Here is a 17,595-nt window from a genome sequence, read left to right as displayed (position 1 = left end):
ACCCGGAACATTTATTAGCCGCAACGCCCAACTATCACTGTAGTTTTTTTCGTAAAACCATAACTTTATTGCGTACCCCTTAAACCATTGATACCAGGTATCTCTATGCGACTAAACTTTATCCGCAATTTACAGCTCGGCTACGGGTTTTCAATATTGATCCTGCTGCTCGTCGGAATTTTTTCTTATAATACAATTAATAACTTACTGAACAGTAATAAAGCTGTTGGCCATAGCACATTGGTGATTCAGAAACTTGAGCAGGCTATTTCGTCGATGAAAGATGCAGAAACCGGGCAGCGTGGCTTTCTGCTCACGGGCAAGGCAGCCTTCCTGGGCCCCTATAAGGGCGCCTATCTCAAAACACAGAGCCTGATTGAAGAGGTAAGTACCCTAACCCTTGATAACCCCGGGCAACAAGCCAACCTGGCAGACATTCGTGCAATACTAACCCGGCGAATGGCCATCCTTGAGGAACTTGTTTCAAAAAAACAACATCAACAGGTTGTTTCCACAGCCGACCTGGAAGAAGGAAAATCTGCCATGGACGCGTTGCGCCTTGCCGTTGACCATGCAGAAGACACCGAACGCAAACTATTGGATGAGCGCATGGCAGTTTTAGAACGTTATACCTTCGTGGCCCCGGCAGCCATAGTCACTGCCCTGATACTCGCCGTTGCGATCGCTTCGCTATCTTATTTCAGTGCAATTCGTGATGTGAAGATAAAAGACCGCCTGCAGCGGGACCTCCAGCTCAAAGAACAAGAGACTGCGGCTTTTAACGAGGAGCTCACCGCGGCTAATGAGGAGATTAGCACCGCAAATGAAGAACTCGTTTCGATAAATGGAGAGCTTTTGGAGGCACAACAGGCACTTTCACTGATGAATGGATCACTGGAGGAACTGGTAGCTGCCCGCACCAAATCCCTTGCAGAAAGCGAAGAGGAAACACAGGCCCTTAATGAAGAACTTACAGCGATTAATGAAGAACTTGCAGCATCAAACGAAGAAATGCTGGCAAGTAACGAAGAGTTGCAACGAAGCAGGGAGGAAATACAAAAGAAGGAACAGTTATTCCGTTCAATAGCAGTCAATATCCCCCGCTCCCTGATCCTTGTTGTGGACAGGAAGCACAACCTGGTAACGATGGAAGGCGACCTGATGCAAAAATTAGGTTACCACGCGGAGAACTACGCAGGTTTACATATGGCCGAAGTTAACTCTCCCGAGCGCTATGCCGCAACGAAGGAGTACTATGACCGAATGTTGAGCGGTGAGCAGATCAGGACCGAATTTAAAAGTACCGGCGGGGATGACCTGCAGGTGGATTTTGTGCCATTAACAGACGAGCGGGGAATGGTTTATGCCGGATTGGTGATTGCACTGGACATATCCGACCAGAGAAAAGCAGAAGAACGCAGTGCCAAACTGGCCGCCATCGTAGAATCATCGGATGACGCGATAATCGGTAAATCACTGGAGGGGACAATCACCAGCTGGAACAAATCGGCAGAAAGGATTTTTGGTTATCCGGCCTCCGAAATGATAGGACAATCCATTCTTAAGCTGGTGCCGGAAGACAGGCATGATGAGGAACCGCAGATTATAGACCGCTTGAAAAACGGCGAACGCATGGAACATTTTGAGACAAAAAGATTGGCAAACGGCGGTCGTGTCCTGGACGTATCCCTGACCATTTCGCCTATACGTGACAAACAGGGAAAAATCACCGGGGTTTCCAAGATCGCCAGGGATATTTCGGAACAGAAACAGGATGAGCTGCGAAAAAATGATTTTATAGGTATGGTGAGCCATGAGCTTAAAACGCCGTTAACCTCGCTGATGGCGCTGATCCAGGTAGCTAACCTCAAGTTGAAAAATAACCCTGACAATTTTCTCGCAGGGGCTATGGAAAAAGCGGATATACAGGCTAAGAGGATGAGCAGCATGATCAATGGTTTCCTGAATATTTCCCGCCTGGAATCGGGTAAGATCGCTATCGACAAAGAATTATTCGATCTTGACCTGCTGATCAGGGAGGTGGTTGAGGAATACGGGCTCACTGTTTCCACTCATACTATCCACATCAATATTGGTGATCATGTGCAGGTTAATGCCGACAAGGAAAAGATCGGCTCCGTGATTTCCAACCTGATTAGCAACGCCGTTAAATATTCGCCTAAACGCAGGGAAATTGAAGTAAAATGCGCCCTGGTCAATGGCTTTGCCGAGGTTAGCGTAAAAGATGAGGGAATGGGGGTTAATTCCCAGGACCTGCCCAGGATCTTTGACCGTTATTACCGGGTTGAAAGCAACCATACCCGTCATATTTCGGGTTTCGGTATCGGGCTTTATTTAAGTGCCGAGATCATCCGCCGGCACGAAGGCCAGATCTGGGCGGAAAGCGAAAGCGGTACCGGATCTGTTTTTCATTTCAGTTTACCATTGGCTTAAAACTAAGCAATCAATAGGCATTGCGGGTTAACCGCGAATTTTTCACTAATTTACCTTATCGCACCCGTTAAGGCTTAAAGCAGTAGACAATGCCCGAAAAGAACACTATTCTGTTTACATTACATTACCTGGGCAATAGTGAATGCATACATACGTTTCCCGGGCAGTATCACAGTTTAATGTCACTCATATGTGATAACCTGGCAATTCCGGGCTTTGGGTTGTGCTGCGGAATGGGGAGCTGCGGCACCTGTTTGGTACAAATTACCGGCCATCAGTCAACAATCAAAAGAAATGTGCTGAGCTGCAGCATCCTGATAAATGATGATTTATCAAATACGGATATATTTATACCGGATAAAATATACTAAAAGGATTGCTAAATAAAGATTTTTTTAGCGCTGATATAGCCTTGTTAATGTTTTTTAATATTATTTCTTTTTCGATGCCCCTAATCATTTCTTTTAAAACAAAATTCAAAAACAGCTGACTACTAATAAATTACATCAGGCAGTATCGCTTTAAGATTAGCAGATGTACTTGAATATACCTAAATTTAGAAAAAGATTGATGCATACAGGCTCCCAACCGAAGATGAAACGGGCTGATACGATACGGAAATGCAAACTGATTATCCTTTGTTTTCTTGTCGTTATTTCAGCAAACGCGCAGGAAATTACCAGGCGCCATGTTGATTCTTTGCTTTTACAAAAGAGCTTCCCGGGCCCTGCTGTCAACCGTATTAACTCAGTGCTGCAACTCGCAGAGTTTTTCACCCACCTGCGCCACCCTTCCCCGGCACAATTGGATAGTGCTTCTAACTTTATTAACCAGGCCAAACAACTTAATCAACGCTCTCCGCAAGCCGAAGTCAATTTTCGCATTGCATTGATCCGTTCGGCATTTTACAAATCAAAAGGCGAACCCAAAAGCGGCCGGGCGTTGCTTGAACAAACCATACAGGAAATTAAGCAGGCACATAACGGGCCGTTGCTTGGTAAAGCCTACTTTGAGCTATCTGAATATTACAGCCAGGATCTTTTGCATGAAACCATGGTTTCCCGGATTTATTATCTGAACCTGGCCGTCAGCGCTTTTGAACATACAAACCAACTGGTTGAACTTGCACGGTGCTACCGCTTACTGGCCGACCTGCATCAAATGATGAATAATTATACCCTTGCTTTTGCCGAAGCAAAAAAGGCGTTAGCCTATTATGGCCAGGCTCACTACACCGAAACGCAAGGGCTTTACGCCTTATTGGGAAGGCTATATTATACCCAGGGCGACTATAAAACAGCCATCAGCTATGAACTAATGGCCCTGAAAATTGCCACTGCAAGCCATGCGGATAATGTGAGGTTAATATGCCAGATCAATAATAACCTGGGCTATGATTTTATAAAGCTTGGCGATAACCAAAAGGCTATCAGTTATTTTTCACGCGCTTTGGAAATTGCCAAATCAGAGAAAGATAATGCAACCATATACCTGCTGGCAGGCAATATAGTTGATGTTTACCTCCGGATGCATCAGCCCCAAAAAGCCAAAGCCTTTTTAACGCAGGTGACCCAAAAATTTGTACAACCATCCGGAAAACTATATGAAGGAGGCGATGAGGTAAGTCAAACCTATCTTAAAATTTACCTGGCATTAAAACAGTATGATACAGCTAAACTTTACTGCGACAAACTGATACAGCAAACCAACAATCCTAACCTCAATTTATATGCCCGGAGCAGCTATTATGAACTGATCATTAAGTTTTACACCGCTACTGCCAGGTTTGCCGAAGCATTAAAATATCTCAAAATGAACCAGGACTTATTGAAGAAGATTGGTAATGACAATGACCTTGGCACCAACGAAACTCTTTGGTTTGGCCTGGATACCAGCCGGCGGCAGTATCAGTTGGCTATTCATCATCTTATTTCAGCCAATACCATTAAAGACTCCATATTTAGTACCACCAAAAGCAAACAAATTGAGCAGCTGCAAATTGAATATGAAACCCGGCAAAAAGAAGCACAAATTACACTTTTAAGCCAAAAGAGCAAGCTTGAGCAGGCCAATTTACAGCAGGCCAACCTGGTTAAAAACCTCACTATCGGCGCCATATTTTTATTGCTGGTGATAGCAGGTTTATTATTCCGGCAAAATGTACATAAACAAAAAAGCAACGAAGTGATCACTTCCAAAAACGTTTTGCTGGAAGATTTGCTGCTGCAAAAAGAATGGTTGTTAAAAGAAGTACATCACCGCGTAAAAAACAACCTGCAAATTGTAATGAGCATTTTGAACACGCAATCGGCTTATTTACAAAACGATATCGCACTTGAAGCAATTCGCGGCAGCCAGCACCGGGTAAACGCTATTGCGCTTTTACACCAGAAACTATACAGCAGTACAACTACTGCCCTGGTATCTATGCCCGCTTATATTGGTGAATTGATCGATTACCTGAGCGATTCATTCGATACAGGGTTCAGGCAGATTAAGATAAAGCAGATGTTAAATCCGCTGAACCTTGATCCGGCCCTGGCAGTACCTATTGGTTTAATATTAAACGAAGCGATTACCAATGCCATAAAATATGCTTTTGATCATAGCGGCGGGGAAATCCTGGTGAGCCTGTCAACATCAGACGGTGAAAATGCGATTTTAAAGGTATCTGATACCGGGCGCGGCCTCCCTCCCGACTTTGACTTTAGTGAAGCTAACTCCCTTGGCATGGAAATGATGAAAGCACTTGGCAAGCAGTTAAAAGGGAAATTTGCAATTGAAAACGCCCGGGGCGTTACGTTAATGATAACCTTCCCTATTGAACAAAACCGGGAGGAAGTTTTTGAAGAAAAGGATTATTTGTAGCTGATCCTAAAAGAGACACAAGTGATGTGTCTCTACGCAGAACACTTACACCCTTTTTACACAGATTACAGATAATCAGGCGGATATAGTTTTTGACCATATTTTTCCGCAGCAGCTTTCAACCTGGCCAGATCTTCTCCATTTAAAACAGCCGGAGATAAAAATGTGCCCGCAGCAACCGGGGTACCTATCTCCTCAAAAAACTCATCCAGGCCGGAGGGAATAACCGTACATAACATATGGGCTATTGTATTGCTCACATTCCTGAAACAATGCACCTCGCCGCCTTTTGGAATATTTACAAAGGAGCCCTTTTTGGCTATATATATTCCACCTTCTGTTTTAAATTCAACCTCGCCCTCAATAACATAAAATGACTCCTGGATATCTGCATGGGCATGTGGCCCCGGACCACCACCCGGCGGCACAAGCATATCAATAACGGCATAAGCCCCACTGGTTTGCTTTCCCGAAACAATGACCCGGTAGGTATCACCAACTACAGAAAGCGTTTGCCCCTCGTTTTCGTTTACAGTTATTATATTATGCGCCATTTTAGAAGCCTTTTAAAGTGTATACCCATCTAACCAATATTAGCTGCATTAGTTTGATAAAAAGCTTAAATTGCATATACCTAATCAATGTACACAATGAAAAACAAACTCCTTTTAATCAAAAGCTTTTTTGGATTGATCGTTGTTTTTTTCACGGCGCAGTCCTTTTACTACCGTTATCAAAAAAACACCGCGACATCAACGGCTGTCTTTTACAAAGGTACCGTTAAACGGGCAGTGGTATGTGGTTTTGTGTATAACGGCGCAGATAGCATCCCGGAGATCCCGGCATTAAAAGGCTGGGGGAATTATCAATGGAAAATCACCGCATCATCAGATAGTGCACAATTTTATTTTAACCAGGGCATAAGCATGTATTATGCTTTTCATTCTATTGAAGCAATAGCATCTTTTATCAAAGCTACCCGTTTTGATCCCGACTGTGCGATGGCCTGGTATGGTAAATCATTGGCTATGGGCCCAACCATTAATTATCCTAACGGTTATGCCCCGCCGGCTGATGCCTATGAAGCATCAGAAAAAAGCAAGAAACTGAGCACCAATTGCACCCCGCTCGAAAAAGAGCTTATTGCCGCTATGCAGCATCGCTACAGTAAAGACAGCGGCCTTACTGTAAAACAGTTAAGAACCAATTATGCCGGTGCCATGCAGGCAGTATATTCAAAGTATCCTAAAAATGCCGAGGTATTGACACTATATGCTGATGCTTTACTGTTGCTCCACCCCTGGGACCTGTATGCCCATGACTTTACGCCCAAACCATGGACGCCGCAAATCCGCTCGCTGTTAGAACAAGCCTTAGTCATTTCCCCCAAACATCCCGGGGCCAATCATTTTTACATCCACACTATGGAGGCTTCGGCAACACCGCAAATGGCATTAAAGAGCGCCCATTTGTTGGATACCCTGATGCCGCAGGTATCGCATATAACACATATGCCTTCACATATTTACATCCGTACCGGCAATTATGAGCAGGGCATTACAAATAACACAGCCGCTGTTGCAGGTTTTAATACTTACCTGGAACAATACAGCCCCGTAGCAAACGGAGATATCTTATATAAGATCCATAACATCCATTTAAAAGTAAATTGTGCGCAAATGGCCGGCAATTATCAAATGGCCCTTGCCGCCGCTAATGATGCCAGGGCAGCATTGCCCTCCTATTATTTAGCTGCAAAGGGTGCCGATGGTAATTTTTTCCAGTATGTTTATATGCAGCCGGTATTAACGGCAGTTCGTTTTGGTAAATGGGCAGATATTTTAAATATCAAACCTGTTGATTCACTTGTTTACGCATCGGCATTACTGCATTTTTCAAAAGGGCTGGCATGGTGTAACAAGGGCAATATTATCAATGCCAGGGATGAGCTAAAAATGCTGGAAACCAAAATGCAGGATCCATCATTAAAGGCGCCGATTGATAACTTCAGCAGTGCTTATGAATCTGCAGGCATTGCCAGCCTTATGTTACAGGGTACTATTGCCGCCGCCGAAAAAAAATACAGCGAAGCCATTAATATCTTACAAAAGGCCGTTACCACCGAAGATCACCTGATCTATAACGAACCGCGCGACTGGCCCCTGCCTGCGAGGCAATACCTTGGTAATGCTTTGTTAAAAGCAGGCAGGTACAATGAAGCCATAGCTGTATTCAATAAAGATCTTGTAATTAACCCCAACAATGGCTGGGCATTAACCGGGCTTCAGCTGGCCTATCAAAATACAAGTAATGCCACAGCTTTAAATAAAATAAAACAACAATTAAAAACTGCCTGGAAAATAAAGGATATGGAAATTGATAAGCCCGTATTTTAAGCAAAAACCGTTAACTGAAGCAATTAAACGAATAAAGGATTTTAAAATCCCCTTTTGAGAGGAGAAATGAGCGGTAGCAGGGGTGTGTTTCTGCGGTAAGCTTATCAAAGCAGAAACACACCCCTCTCAAGAGTAATAGCCTTTCGTTAGACATAATGACTAAAATCATCGCGCATATCGACTCACCCCGACATCGCTGCGCTCGTCACCCCTCTCTACGCAAGCGTAAAGAGGGGATTTTAATTTGTTTTTTCTTACCCTCTTTATCCGAAGGATAGAGGGGTGATCCAGCGTAGCGTAGACCGGGTGAGTCAACTATACGGCCTTACATTTTCCATTGCTATCTAATAATGGGCTGTTACTCTCTCAAGAGGGGAGCCGCACATTCTCCCCGCTTTTTATCCTTAAGTTGACGACTATAGTATTTTAGCTAACAACATGTATCAATCAAGCCCAACACACCATCATTCAATTAAAAATCAATTAATTACAAAATTTACCCACTAATTAACAAATACTAATATTTTTAGCATTATATTTGTCATTCAAATTCATCAGCAGTATTTTTGATACGGTATTTAGTATAAAAGCTGTGATTTTAATTAAATGACAACGTAATGCCGGGAGCTCAAAAAGATATCATCAGCCGTTTGCAAAAAGATATTTTGCTTTGGCAGGGCTTTACTCCGCCTTTGGCGTGTCAAGTTAAAGGTATTGGCTTGGGCCCGCTTGAGTCTGCTTTTCCAAATGGTGTTTTTCCTACCGGTACAATACATGAAATGATATGCCCCACTCCCGAGCATGCTGCAGCTACCGGGGGACTGATAGCAGGTTTGCTTACCCGGCTTATGAAGCAAGGCGGTGTGTGCTTGTGGGTAAGTATGCACCGTCAGCTATTTCCGGCGGCTTTAGCAAATTATGATGTAGAACCCCACCGGATAATTTTTATTGATGTTCAACGCGAAAAAGACCTGCTTTGGGCCATGGAAGAAGCCTTAAAATGTGAAGGCCTCGCCGCGGTAATAGCCGAAGTACAGGAGATCAGTTTTGCACAATCACGGCGTTTACAGCTTGCAGTTGAAAACAGTAAAGTAACCGGATTTTTGCTGCGTAACGATCCGCGTAAACTTGGTTCAACAACCTGTGTAGCCCGCTGGCAAATAACGCCCCTGCCAAGTGAGCCCCATGATGATTTACCAGGTATTGGTTTCCCCCGATGGCAGATTGACCTGTTACGGGTACGCAATGGCAACCCCGGCACCTGGAAACTGGAATGGACCGATGGCCATTTTATACCTGTAGAAGAAGAAAAAGCTGCACAAATAAATTTACACGAAAGGATAGCCGGTTAGTGAGATATGATGAACAGGCGTTTTATTTCTTTATGGTTTCGTCATTTACTGACAGACTGGCTCACACTTCGCCGGCCCGAGCTTAAAACAGTTCCTTTTGTTTTTGCCTCACCTGTTCGTGGCCGTATTATCATTACGGCTGCCAACGCACTGGCCGAAGCGCAGGGTGTAACCACCGGCATGACGGCTGCCGATGCAAAAGCCATTATAGTTAACCTTCAGGTTATTGATGATATACCCGGTCAGGCTGATAAGCTGCTTCGTGCTTTGGGCGAGTGGTGTATCCGTTATTCGCCGCTGATAGCTGTTGATTTGCCCGATGGGTTACTGCTTGATATTTCAGGCTGCGCTCATTTATGGGGTGGCGAAAGGGATTATTTAAAAGAAATTGTTACCCGTTTAAGAAGCAAGGGCTATGACGTTCGTGGGGCCATGGCCGATACACCGGGTGCAGCATGGGCAGTAGCCCGTTTTGGTAAAATAAAACCAATTATCCCATCCGGTGAACAAGCCGATGCATTGCTCCCGTTGCCTCCTGCCGCCCTGCGCCTTGAACCACTGGTTATTGAAAGGCTGCAAAAACTTGGGTTTTATACTATCAAAACCTTCATAAACATGGGCCGCTCGGTATTGCGCCGTCGTTTTGGGCAGGAATTATTGTTAAGGCTTGACCAGGCCTTGGGCAATGTGGACGAACCTTTGCAATTATTACATCCTGTTGAGCCCTATTCAGAAAGATTACCCTGCCTGGAACCTATCCGCACAGCTACCGGGATAGAAATTGCCATTAAAACCCTGCTCGAAAAACTTTGCACCCGTTTACAAGGTGAAGGTAAAGGCTTGCGGACGGCTATTTTAAAATGTTACCGGGTGGATGGACAGGTGATCAGTGCTGATATCGGTACTAATCGCGCATCGCATCATATTGGTCACTTGTTCAAGTTATTTGAACTCAAAATCCCTACACTGGAACCTGCATTAGGCATTGAACTTTTTACACTCGAAGCACCAAAAATTGACGATGCAGAGCCCGAACAGGAAGTATTATGGCAATCAGAAAGCTGCGGCCTTGACGATACCGGCCTGGCAGAGCTATTAGACAGGTTAGCCAATAAAATTGGAGCAGGAAGTATCCACCGTTATCTCCCCCTGGAACGTTACTGGCCCGAAAGGAGCATCAAACCGGCAATCTCCATTAATGAAAAACCGCAGACCAACTGGCGAAAAGACCGCCCCCGTCCGTCTATTTTACTCCCCCGCCCACAGCCGATAGAGGTAACCTCTCCTATTCCCGATTATCCGCCAATGCTGTTCATCTACAAAAATGAAACACACCATATTAAAAGATCTGACGGCCCTGAGCGTATAGAACGCGAGTGGTGGCTTGACGAGGGTGAGCACCGCGATTATTACCAGGTTGAAGATCAGGATGGCAGACGTTATTGGTTATTCAGATCGGGACATTATACGGGCAGCCAGGCAGGGCAATGGTTTATTCACGGATTTTTTGCATAGCGTATTATGAGTTACTCAGAATTACAGGTAACCACCAATTTCAGTTTTTTACGGGGAGGATCGCACCCCGAGGAACTGGTAACCCAGGCAGCGGCGCTCGGGCACACTAAAATTGCCATTACCGACCGTAACAGTGTAGCCGGTGTAGTACGGGCGCACTTAGCTGCCAGGCCAGACAATGTCGATATTAAAATTATCCCGGCTTGCCGCCTTGACCTGCTTGATGGAGCCAGCCTGCTTGCTTACCCAACAGATATGGATGCCTGGTCGCGCCTTTCAGGGCTGCTTACAAAGGGAAACCTTCGGGCAGAAAAGGGTCAGTGCCACTTGTATAAACAGGATGTGTATGAATATGCTAAAGGCATTAAATTTATAGCGGTTCCACCCGAAGCGCTCAACAGCCGTTTTGATTTTGACGAAACTTTTAAAGCTGATTTAAAAGAGTACCAGGAAGCATTGGGCCATGAACTTTATCTTGCTGCTTCACGTGCCTATAATATTGATGATGGCAAACGGCTTCACAGGCTGGCACAATCAGGCATCCCCATTGTGGCTACCAACGATGTACATTACCACGAACCTGCCCGCAGGCAACTTCAGGATATTGTTACCTGCGTACGGGAAAAGTGCACTATTCATAATGCCGGTTTTAAGCTTAATGCCAATGCCGAACGGTATTTAAAAAGCACCGAAGAGATGGAACGCCTTTTTCGCCAGTACCCTGATGCCATAGCCCGCACTGTCGAAATAGCCGAAGCCTGCCAGTTTTCATTAGATACCCTTAAATACATTGAGCCCGAAGAACCCAGCACCGACGGACTTACCCCACAACAGCGCCTAACCCAGTTTACCTGGCAGGGTGCCCGCCAGCGGTACAACAACAATGTACCTGACAAAATTAAACAACAGATAGAATTTGAGCTTGCCTTTATTGGGAGGAAACAACTTGCCCCCTATTTTTTAAGGGTTTACAAGTATACCCGCAAAGCGGCAGAATTGGGCATACTTTACCAGGGGCGCGGTTCGGCGGCTAACTCTACAGTATGTTATTGTTTAGCCATTACCGCTGTCGATCCTACAGAAACCCAATTACTTTTTTCCCGTTTTATGTCGGATGCGCGTGATGAATGGCCCGATATTGATGTCGATTTTGAGCATGAGCGCAGGGAAGAGATCATCCAATGGATCTACAGTGAATATGGCCGCGACCGCTCGGCCATTGTAGCTACTGTTACACAGGAACGGCATAAGGGTGCCATCCGTGATGTTGGCAAAGCCATGGGCCTATCTGTAGATACCATTAACCGCCTGTCGGGCGCCATATGGGATTTTTCGGAAGAAGCCTTTGACCGTCAACGGATCATTGATCAGGGATTAAATCCTGATGACCCGGCATTGCATAAAGTGTTAGTGCTTACCGAACAGTTAATGGGTTTTCCGCGTCAGTTAGGCCAGCATACCGGTGGTTTTGTTATTACCCAGGGCAAACTATCAGATATATGCCCGGTAATGAATGCCCGTATGGAAGAGCGCACACAACTGGAATGGAACAAGGACGATCTGGAAGCGCTTGGTATCCTTAAAGTAGATGTACTTGGCCTTGGAATGCTTACCTGTATTCGCAAAAGCTTCGACCTCATTAAGCAGCATTATGGCATTGCATACGATTTAAAGAACGTTCCGCGGGAAGACCCTAAGGTTTACGATATGATATGCGATGCCGATACATTGGGCGTTTTCCAGATAGAAAGCCGTGCCCAAATGTCGATGCTGCCAAGACTTAAACCACGGGAATTTTATGATCTGGTGATTGAAGTTGCCATCGTACGCCCCGGCCCTATCCAGGGCGATATGGTTCATCCTTACCTGAGGCGCCGCGACGGGTTAGAAGAAGAAAGCTATCCTAAAGAAGAACTTCGGAGAATATTAGGCCGAACTAAAGGCGTACCGCTGTTTCAGGAGCAGGCTATGGAAATAGCAATGGTAGCGGCAGAGTTTACCGCTGCCGAGGCCGATCAGCTACGCCGGAGCATGGCCACTTTTAAGGCTAAGGGATTAGTGAGCCAGTTTCGCCAAAAACTGGTAGATGGCATGACAAGGAGAGGTTACGAAGAAGATTTTGCCCATCGCATTTTTAAACAGCTGGAAGGCTTTGGTAGTTATGGCTTCCCTGAAAGCCATGCAGCATCGTTCGCGCATTTGGTTTATATTTCCTCCTGGCTTAAATATTATTATCCCGATGTATTTGCGGCTACCTTGTTAAACAGCCAGCCCATGGGTTTTTATCAGCCGGCTCAAATTGTTATTGATGCGGAAAGACACGGTGTAATAGTACGGCCTGTAGATATTAACCACTCGTTTTGGGATAACACCCTTGAAGAGCAGGATGGCGATTACCGGGCATTGCGCTTAGGTTTCAGGCAGGTTAAAGGGCTTAACGAAAACGATATGCAAGCCCTCGTAGCCCGTCGTGATACGGGGTATACCAGTATCAGCCACTTAAGCGACTCCGGCGTGCCTCAAACCCAAATTGAAAAACTTACCGATGCCGACGCATTCAGGTCGCTTAACCTTGACCGCCGTGCTGCACTCTGGGAAGTGCCGGCACTTAGTGATAAACCAATTGGCTTGTTTGCCGGACAACCATCAGAAAGCACTAAAGAAACCCAGATTAGTTTGCCGTTTATGACAGATGCCGAACATGTGGTACAGGATTACGCCGCTACCGGTTTATCCGTAAAAGCACATCCGGTGAGTTTTTTACGACAGCAGCTTAATATGCTGCAGGTGACCCCAACCGCTCAATTATCTAATCTTAAAAACGGGGATAAAATAAAAGTGGCCGGCCTGGTAACTGTGCGGCAAAGACCGGGTACAGCAAAAGGGATCCTGTTTATCACTATTGAAGATGAAACCGGCTTTGCCAATTTGGTAGCCTGGGAAAAGATTTTTGATAAGTACCGTAAGGATATTGTTCAATCTCGTTTACTCATGGTTGAGGGCGTTTTACAAATTGAGGGCAAGGTGATCCACGTTATCATACGGCGTTGTTTCAATTTATCAAAACTGTTAAGCACACTCACAACTGTTGGCAACGATGATCAGCCGGTAATGACATTATCCCGAAGCGATGAAACAACTGCACCTCATCCGGCAGGTTCAAACAAAGGGCAGGTTCAGCAAAGCAAACAAAAAGAGGTATTTCACAAGGGGCGAAATTTTAAATAAAAATTTTAAAATGTTTTTGTTGCTGATTCGTCTGCATTAATATAAGATGAACTAAGCAATTGCAGCGATCTTTTAAAAATAACAGAAGTATAAAATATAACGATTAACATAACATGAAAACGCATATAATATCAACAGTACAAAGTCACTTGTGGGAGGGCATAGACGACTAAAAGAGTAAATTGACCAAGGTTATTAGCGGCAGGTGCTGTATCTTAGCGCCATGTCGGATTATAAACTGGAAGCAGCTAAAGCCGCTTTAACCTTGATTACCCCCAATCAGATTATTGGTTTGGGCGCCGGGAGCACCATAGCTCATTTGGTTAATATGTTAGCCCAAAATCCTGAGCTTGCAGCTTCGTTAACATTTACCTCGTCATCATTCAAAACAACTCAGTTGTTAAGTAAACACGGGCTACGGATCCAATCGCCCGCCCTGCTTCATAAACTTGACATCTACTTTGATGGCTGTGACCAGTTTGACAGCGAGCTTAACGCCCTGAAAAGCGGCGGCGGCATCCATACTACCGAAAAAGTATTGGCTTCAATGGCAAAGGAATTTATTTTGCTGGGCGATGAAGGAAAATTCTCAGCCCAACTTAACGCTACATATCCGCTGGTTATAGAGATCCTGCCACAGGCCTTACAAATTGTACTGGCAAAACTGGTAGCCTTATTTCCTCAAGCTACGCTTACCCAGCGCATGAGCACACAAAAAGACGGCGCTTTAATATCAGACAATGGCAATATGCTGGTCGACATACAATTTACAGAACTGCCCGAACCGGCCACATTAAATACCCTGGTTAAAATGATACCGGGTGTTGTTGAGCATTCCCTATTTTATCAGATAGCAGCTAAAGCAATTATAGCAGGAGAAAATGGCATCCGGACCATAATGCCTCAACGGTAACTGATTAGTCGGGATTATTTAAAACGGCGATACCCTTTAGCGTACACACGCCGTAGTTAAAATGATTTAAAAGCTGCAGCTGAACATCCCATAAATTAAATTCGGCATGGGGATATACAGAGGCGTTAAAACCAAGCTCAATCTGGTTAACCCGCATAATGGCTATGATCCTGGCATCAATTTCGGGACGGACATAGCCCTGATCAATACCCTTTTTTAAAAGCTTCCCGATAATATTTACCAGGAAACCCGTTTTAAATTGCAGGTACAGCTCCCAGCCTTCGTGATGGTGTTTTTGCAGGTCATGCAATACAACAGGATGCACCCTTGAAAAGATCTCTCCTGTGCACCTGGTTAACTCAACCATTTCATCCATCATATTGCCAGCATCACTGATGATAGCGCAAAGATTTGCCTCATCACCGGCAAGCCTCTTTTTTACAAGGGCGGTAACAAGCTCATTTTTATCTTTAAAATGCTGATAAATTGTTTTTTTGGAGATCCCTAAATGCCGGGCAATATCATCCATGGTAATGCTTTTTATTCCCGCTTCAAGAAAAAGCCCTTCACTGCCGCTTAAAATCCGCTCCTTATCAATCATAGCTTTAGGTAGTTATCAACGCTGTGATCCCTCTTATAGCGCCAATCAGGATCTCCTGGTTCATTTTTTCATCCCGGGTGAGCTGGATCATGTTAATGGCTATCAACCCATGAATTACCGCCCAATAAGTGTAATATTTTTTTTGAACCTCTTCATCACTTACTTCGCGGGGTGCGTATAGCGTGCGGATCACTTCAGAAACCGCCTCCGGAAAAACCAGTGCTTCTGCTATCCGGTTTTCTATCGGGCTGCAACCCGTACCAACAGCAAACATCAATTGGTAAAGCTCTTTATAGGCAATTGCAAAGCTCCAGTAGGCCAGCCACATAGCCTCCATCTGTTCAATGGCGTCTGTAGATGCTTCTTTTGCCAGTTTTACCATGGCGGCCAGCTTCAGGTGCCCCTTGCGGGCAAGCTCGGTGTACAAAGCTTCCTTGCTTTCAAAATACTCGTAAATAGCGGGAGCCGTGTACTCGATATGCTCAGCAAGTTTCCGCATACTTAACGCATCACAGCCCTCACATTTGATCATATCCAACGCAGCATCAAGTATCTTTCGGCGGGTATCATCCTTTTGCCTTAATATCCGTTCTTTACTTCCCATGTTTTAACCTCTCAATCACAATCAGAATTCACTTTAATTTACTCATTAATAAATAATTAACCATAATTAAATTATCAATTTGGTTTAGATGATTGTATTATAACAGGTTTTACAAAAATCAATTAGTTGGCATAGATAATAAATGTTTAAACAACTTCAAAATATGTCAAAATCACCACTGGTAATAAATAAGCCCGGCAGCTCAATTGCAAACCGGGCTTCACGATTAACAGGGGATTAATGCCTTCTATTTCCAGCCGCCGCCCAAAGCGCGGTAAAGGTTAACTATAGCCTGCAGTTCCTGCAAATGATCGTTAACGCCGCTTAACTGGGCAGCAAGTAAGTTTTGTTCTGAAGTTAAAACGTCGGTATAATTTGTAGCCGAACTATACCGCAGCAACTCTTTGGTATAATCAACCGATTTTTCGAGCGCCTGTAACTGTTTAACCCTTGAGCCTTGTTTTTCAATGGCATTTTGGTAGGAGAACAACGCATTGGTTACCTCCTGCCCTGCCGTGAGCAACGATTTTTGATAAGCATAATATGCTTCCTGTTGCTGGGCTTGTGCCGTTCTTAAACGTGCCCGGTTTTGACCTTTGTTAAAAATGGGCTGGGTAATGCCGCCAACAAAATTGTAAAAGATGGAATGATCAAAAAAGTTCTTCAGCTGCAGGGTTGATAAGCCCGCCTGCCCGGTAATGGTAAGCTGCGGATAAAAATAGGTACGCGCCAGGTTGGTATTTTCAAACGCGCTCCTGAACGCAAACTCGGCCTCCTGTACATCCGGGCGGTTTTTCAACAGCTGGGATGGGATGCCCGTCTTTAGGTCTGCTAGCGGTTTCTGATCGCCCAGTGTTGTGCGTTTGATAGTACCGGGGGCCCTTGCCAATAAAATGCTTAATGCGTTCTCGGCTTCACGGATGCTTTGTTTAAGATCGGGTATGGTAACTTCGGCGGCATAGCGGTTAGCTTCGCTTTGTACCACAGCCGCGCCGTTTACAACAGCGCCTTCCTTCAGGGCTTTTACGGTCTCTACATCTTTTACCCTTATGGTAAGCGTTTGCTGAGTGATAGCCAATTGCTCATCAAGCGCCAGCAGGTTATAATAAGCGTTTGCTATATCAGCTATCAACTGGGTTTGAACCGCTCTTTTAGCCGCATCACTTTGCAGCAGTGATGCCAATGCCGCTCTTTTCGAACTACTTAATTTGCCCCAGATATCAGCTTCCCAACTGGTGCTCAAGGCTGCCTGGTAAGTAGTTGTTTTAAGATTGAACGAGTTTGCAAACTCAGGCGGAAAATTTAAGCTTGCTGCTGATGTTTTTGCCCTTGTAACGGTTCCGCTTCCTTCAAGGCTTGGCAGATATGCCGCCTTGCTTTGGTTAAATGTTGCCTGCGCCTCGTTAATGCGCTGTACAGCAGTTTTCAAATCGAGGTTTTCACGCAGGCCTTCCTTAATCAGGTTTACCAGTACCATATCAGAAAACAGCTGGTTTACCGGCATGCCGGCCATTGATGTGGTATCGCTGATGGTGGTATCACGGTACAGCTTATCGGTATTTACCACCGGCTGCTGGTATTTTTTTGTAACACATGAGGCAAATACCGCCGTTGCTGCCAGCGTGGCCAATATTTGCCGTTTATATGAATGGATCATTTTTTTG

Annotated in this window: 11 protein-coding genes; 7 read left to right on the top strand and 4 right to left on the bottom strand. The window is 44.9% G+C overall.

Annotated elements, in window-relative coordinates; translation table 11 throughout:
- The first annotated feature begins 105 nt into the window (after positions 1-105).
- Both SNE26_RS06500 and SNE26_RS06490 read left to right on the top strand, forming a co-directional pair.
- Complete coding sequence (locus SNE26_RS06500; RefSeq protein WP_321558547.1) at positions 106-2,454, top strand: PAS domain S-box protein; 2,349 nt, start codon at positions 106-108, stop codon at positions 2,452-2,454.
- A gap of 750 nt (positions 2,455-3,204) precedes the next feature.
- Positions 3,205-5,322, top strand: coding sequence for a histidine kinase dimerization/phosphoacceptor domain -containing protein (locus tag SNE26_RS06490; RefSeq protein ID WP_321558545.1), 2,118 nt, complete (start codon positions 3,205-3,207; stop codon positions 5,320-5,322).
- 65 nt (positions 5,323-5,387) lie between these two features.
- Here the strand turns inward: SNE26_RS06490 and SNE26_RS06485 are convergent, their stop codons facing one another.
- Positions 5,388-5,876 (bottom strand): cupin domain-containing protein, encoded by a 489-nt coding sequence (locus SNE26_RS06485; RefSeq protein WP_321558544.1) that lies wholly within the window; start codon positions 5,874-5,876, stop codon positions 5,388-5,390.
- A gap of 96 nt (positions 5,877-5,972) precedes the next feature.
- Between SNE26_RS06485 and SNE26_RS06480 the strand changes: the two genes are divergently transcribed.
- The 5 genes from SNE26_RS06480 (at position 5,973) to rpiA (ending at position 14,726) form a co-directional block, all read left to right on the top strand.
- Positions 5,973-7,718 carry a tetratricopeptide repeat protein gene (locus SNE26_RS06480; protein WP_321558543.1) on the top strand — a complete coding sequence of 582 codons (1,746 nt, stop codon included), beginning with the start codon at positions 5,973-5,975 and terminating at the stop codon, positions 7,716-7,718.
- A 617-nt stretch (positions 7,719-8,335) separates the two neighbouring features.
- Positions 8,336-9,070, top strand: coding sequence for an Error-prone repair protein ImuA (locus SNE26_RS06475; protein ID WP_321558542.1), 735 nt, complete (start codon positions 8,336-8,338; stop codon positions 9,068-9,070).
- A gap of 6 nt (positions 9,071-9,076) precedes the next feature.
- Positions 9,077-10,585, top strand: a complete 1,509-nt coding sequence (locus tag SNE26_RS06470; RefSeq protein ID WP_321558541.1) for a DNA polymerase Y family protein — start codon at positions 9,077-9,079, stop codon at positions 10,583-10,585.
- Positions 10,586-10,591: 6 nt separating this feature from the next.
- Positions 10,592-13,813 (top strand): error-prone DNA polymerase, encoded by a 3,222-nt coding sequence (locus SNE26_RS06465; protein ID WP_321558540.1) that lies wholly within the window; start codon positions 10,592-10,594, stop codon positions 13,811-13,813.
- Positions 13,814-14,036: 223 nt separating this feature from the next.
- A complete protein-coding gene (gene rpiA, locus SNE26_RS06460; protein WP_321558539.1) occupies positions 14,037-14,726 on the top strand; it encodes a ribose 5-phosphate isomerase A in 690 nt (229 codons plus the stop codon).
- 4 nt (positions 14,727-14,730) lie between these two features.
- Here rpiA and SNE26_RS06455 read toward each other — a convergent pair whose 3' ends face one another.
- The 3 genes from SNE26_RS06455 to SNE26_RS06445 form a co-directional block, all read right to left on the bottom strand.
- Positions 14,731-15,327: a TetR/AcrR family transcriptional regulator gene (locus tag SNE26_RS06455; RefSeq protein ID WP_321558538.1), complete on the bottom strand. Its 597-nt coding sequence runs from the start codon at positions 15,325-15,327 to the stop codon at positions 14,731-14,733.
- A 4-nt stretch (positions 15,328-15,331) separates the two neighbouring features.
- The gene (locus tag SNE26_RS06450; protein WP_321558537.1) at positions 15,332-15,931 is read right to left on the bottom strand and encodes a TetR/AcrR family transcriptional regulator; all 600 of its coding nucleotides are present in this window, start codon (positions 15,929-15,931) and stop codon (positions 15,332-15,334) included.
- Positions 15,932-16,178: 247 nt separating this feature from the next.
- Positions 16,179-17,588: an efflux transporter outer membrane subunit gene (locus SNE26_RS06445; RefSeq protein WP_321558536.1), complete on the bottom strand. Its 1,410-nt coding sequence runs from the start codon at positions 17,586-17,588 to the stop codon at positions 16,179-16,181.
- Positions 17,589-17,595: the final 7 nt, after the last annotated feature.

Source organism: Mucilaginibacter sp. cycad4, from assembly GCF_034263275.1.
Classification (GTDB): Bacteria; Bacteroidota; Bacteroidia; order Sphingobacteriales; family Sphingobacteriaceae; genus Mucilaginibacter.
Note: the sequence above shows the minus strand (reverse complement) of the source record. Positions and strands in the feature narration are given on the sequence as shown.

Coding starts and splice junctions, on each gene's coding strand:
- SNE26_RS06500 (WP_321558547.1), top strand. CDS start 106: ATGCGACTAAACTTTATCCGCAATTTACAGCTCGGCTACGGGTTTTCA.
- SNE26_RS06485 (WP_321558544.1), bottom strand. CDS start 5,876: ATGGCGCATAATATAATAACTGTAAACGAAAACGAGGGGCAAACGCTT.
- SNE26_RS06480 (WP_321558543.1), top strand. CDS start 5,973: ATGAAAAACAAACTCCTTTTAATCAAAAGCTTTTTTGGATTGATCGTT.
- SNE26_RS06475 (WP_321558542.1), top strand. CDS start 8,336: ATGCCGGGAGCTCAAAAAGATATCATCAGCCGTTTGCAAAAAGATATT.
- SNE26_RS06470 (WP_321558541.1), top strand. CDS start 9,077: ATGATGAACAGGCGTTTTATTTCTTTATGGTTTCGTCATTTACTGACA.
- SNE26_RS06465 (WP_321558540.1), top strand. CDS start 10,592: ATGAGTTACTCAGAATTACAGGTAACCACCAATTTCAGTTTTTTACGG.
- rpiA (WP_321558539.1), top strand. CDS start 14,037: ATGTCGGATTATAAACTGGAAGCAGCTAAAGCCGCTTTAACCTTGATT.
- SNE26_RS06455 (WP_321558538.1), bottom strand. CDS start 15,327: ATGATTGATAAGGAGCGGATTTTAAGCGGCAGTGAAGGGCTTTTTCTT.
- SNE26_RS06450 (WP_321558537.1), bottom strand. CDS start 15,931: ATGGGAAGTAAAGAACGGATATTAAGGCAAAAGGATGATACCCGCCGA.
- SNE26_RS06445 (WP_321558536.1), bottom strand. CDS start 17,588: ATGATCCATTCATATAAACGGCAAATATTGGCCACGCTGGCAGCAACG.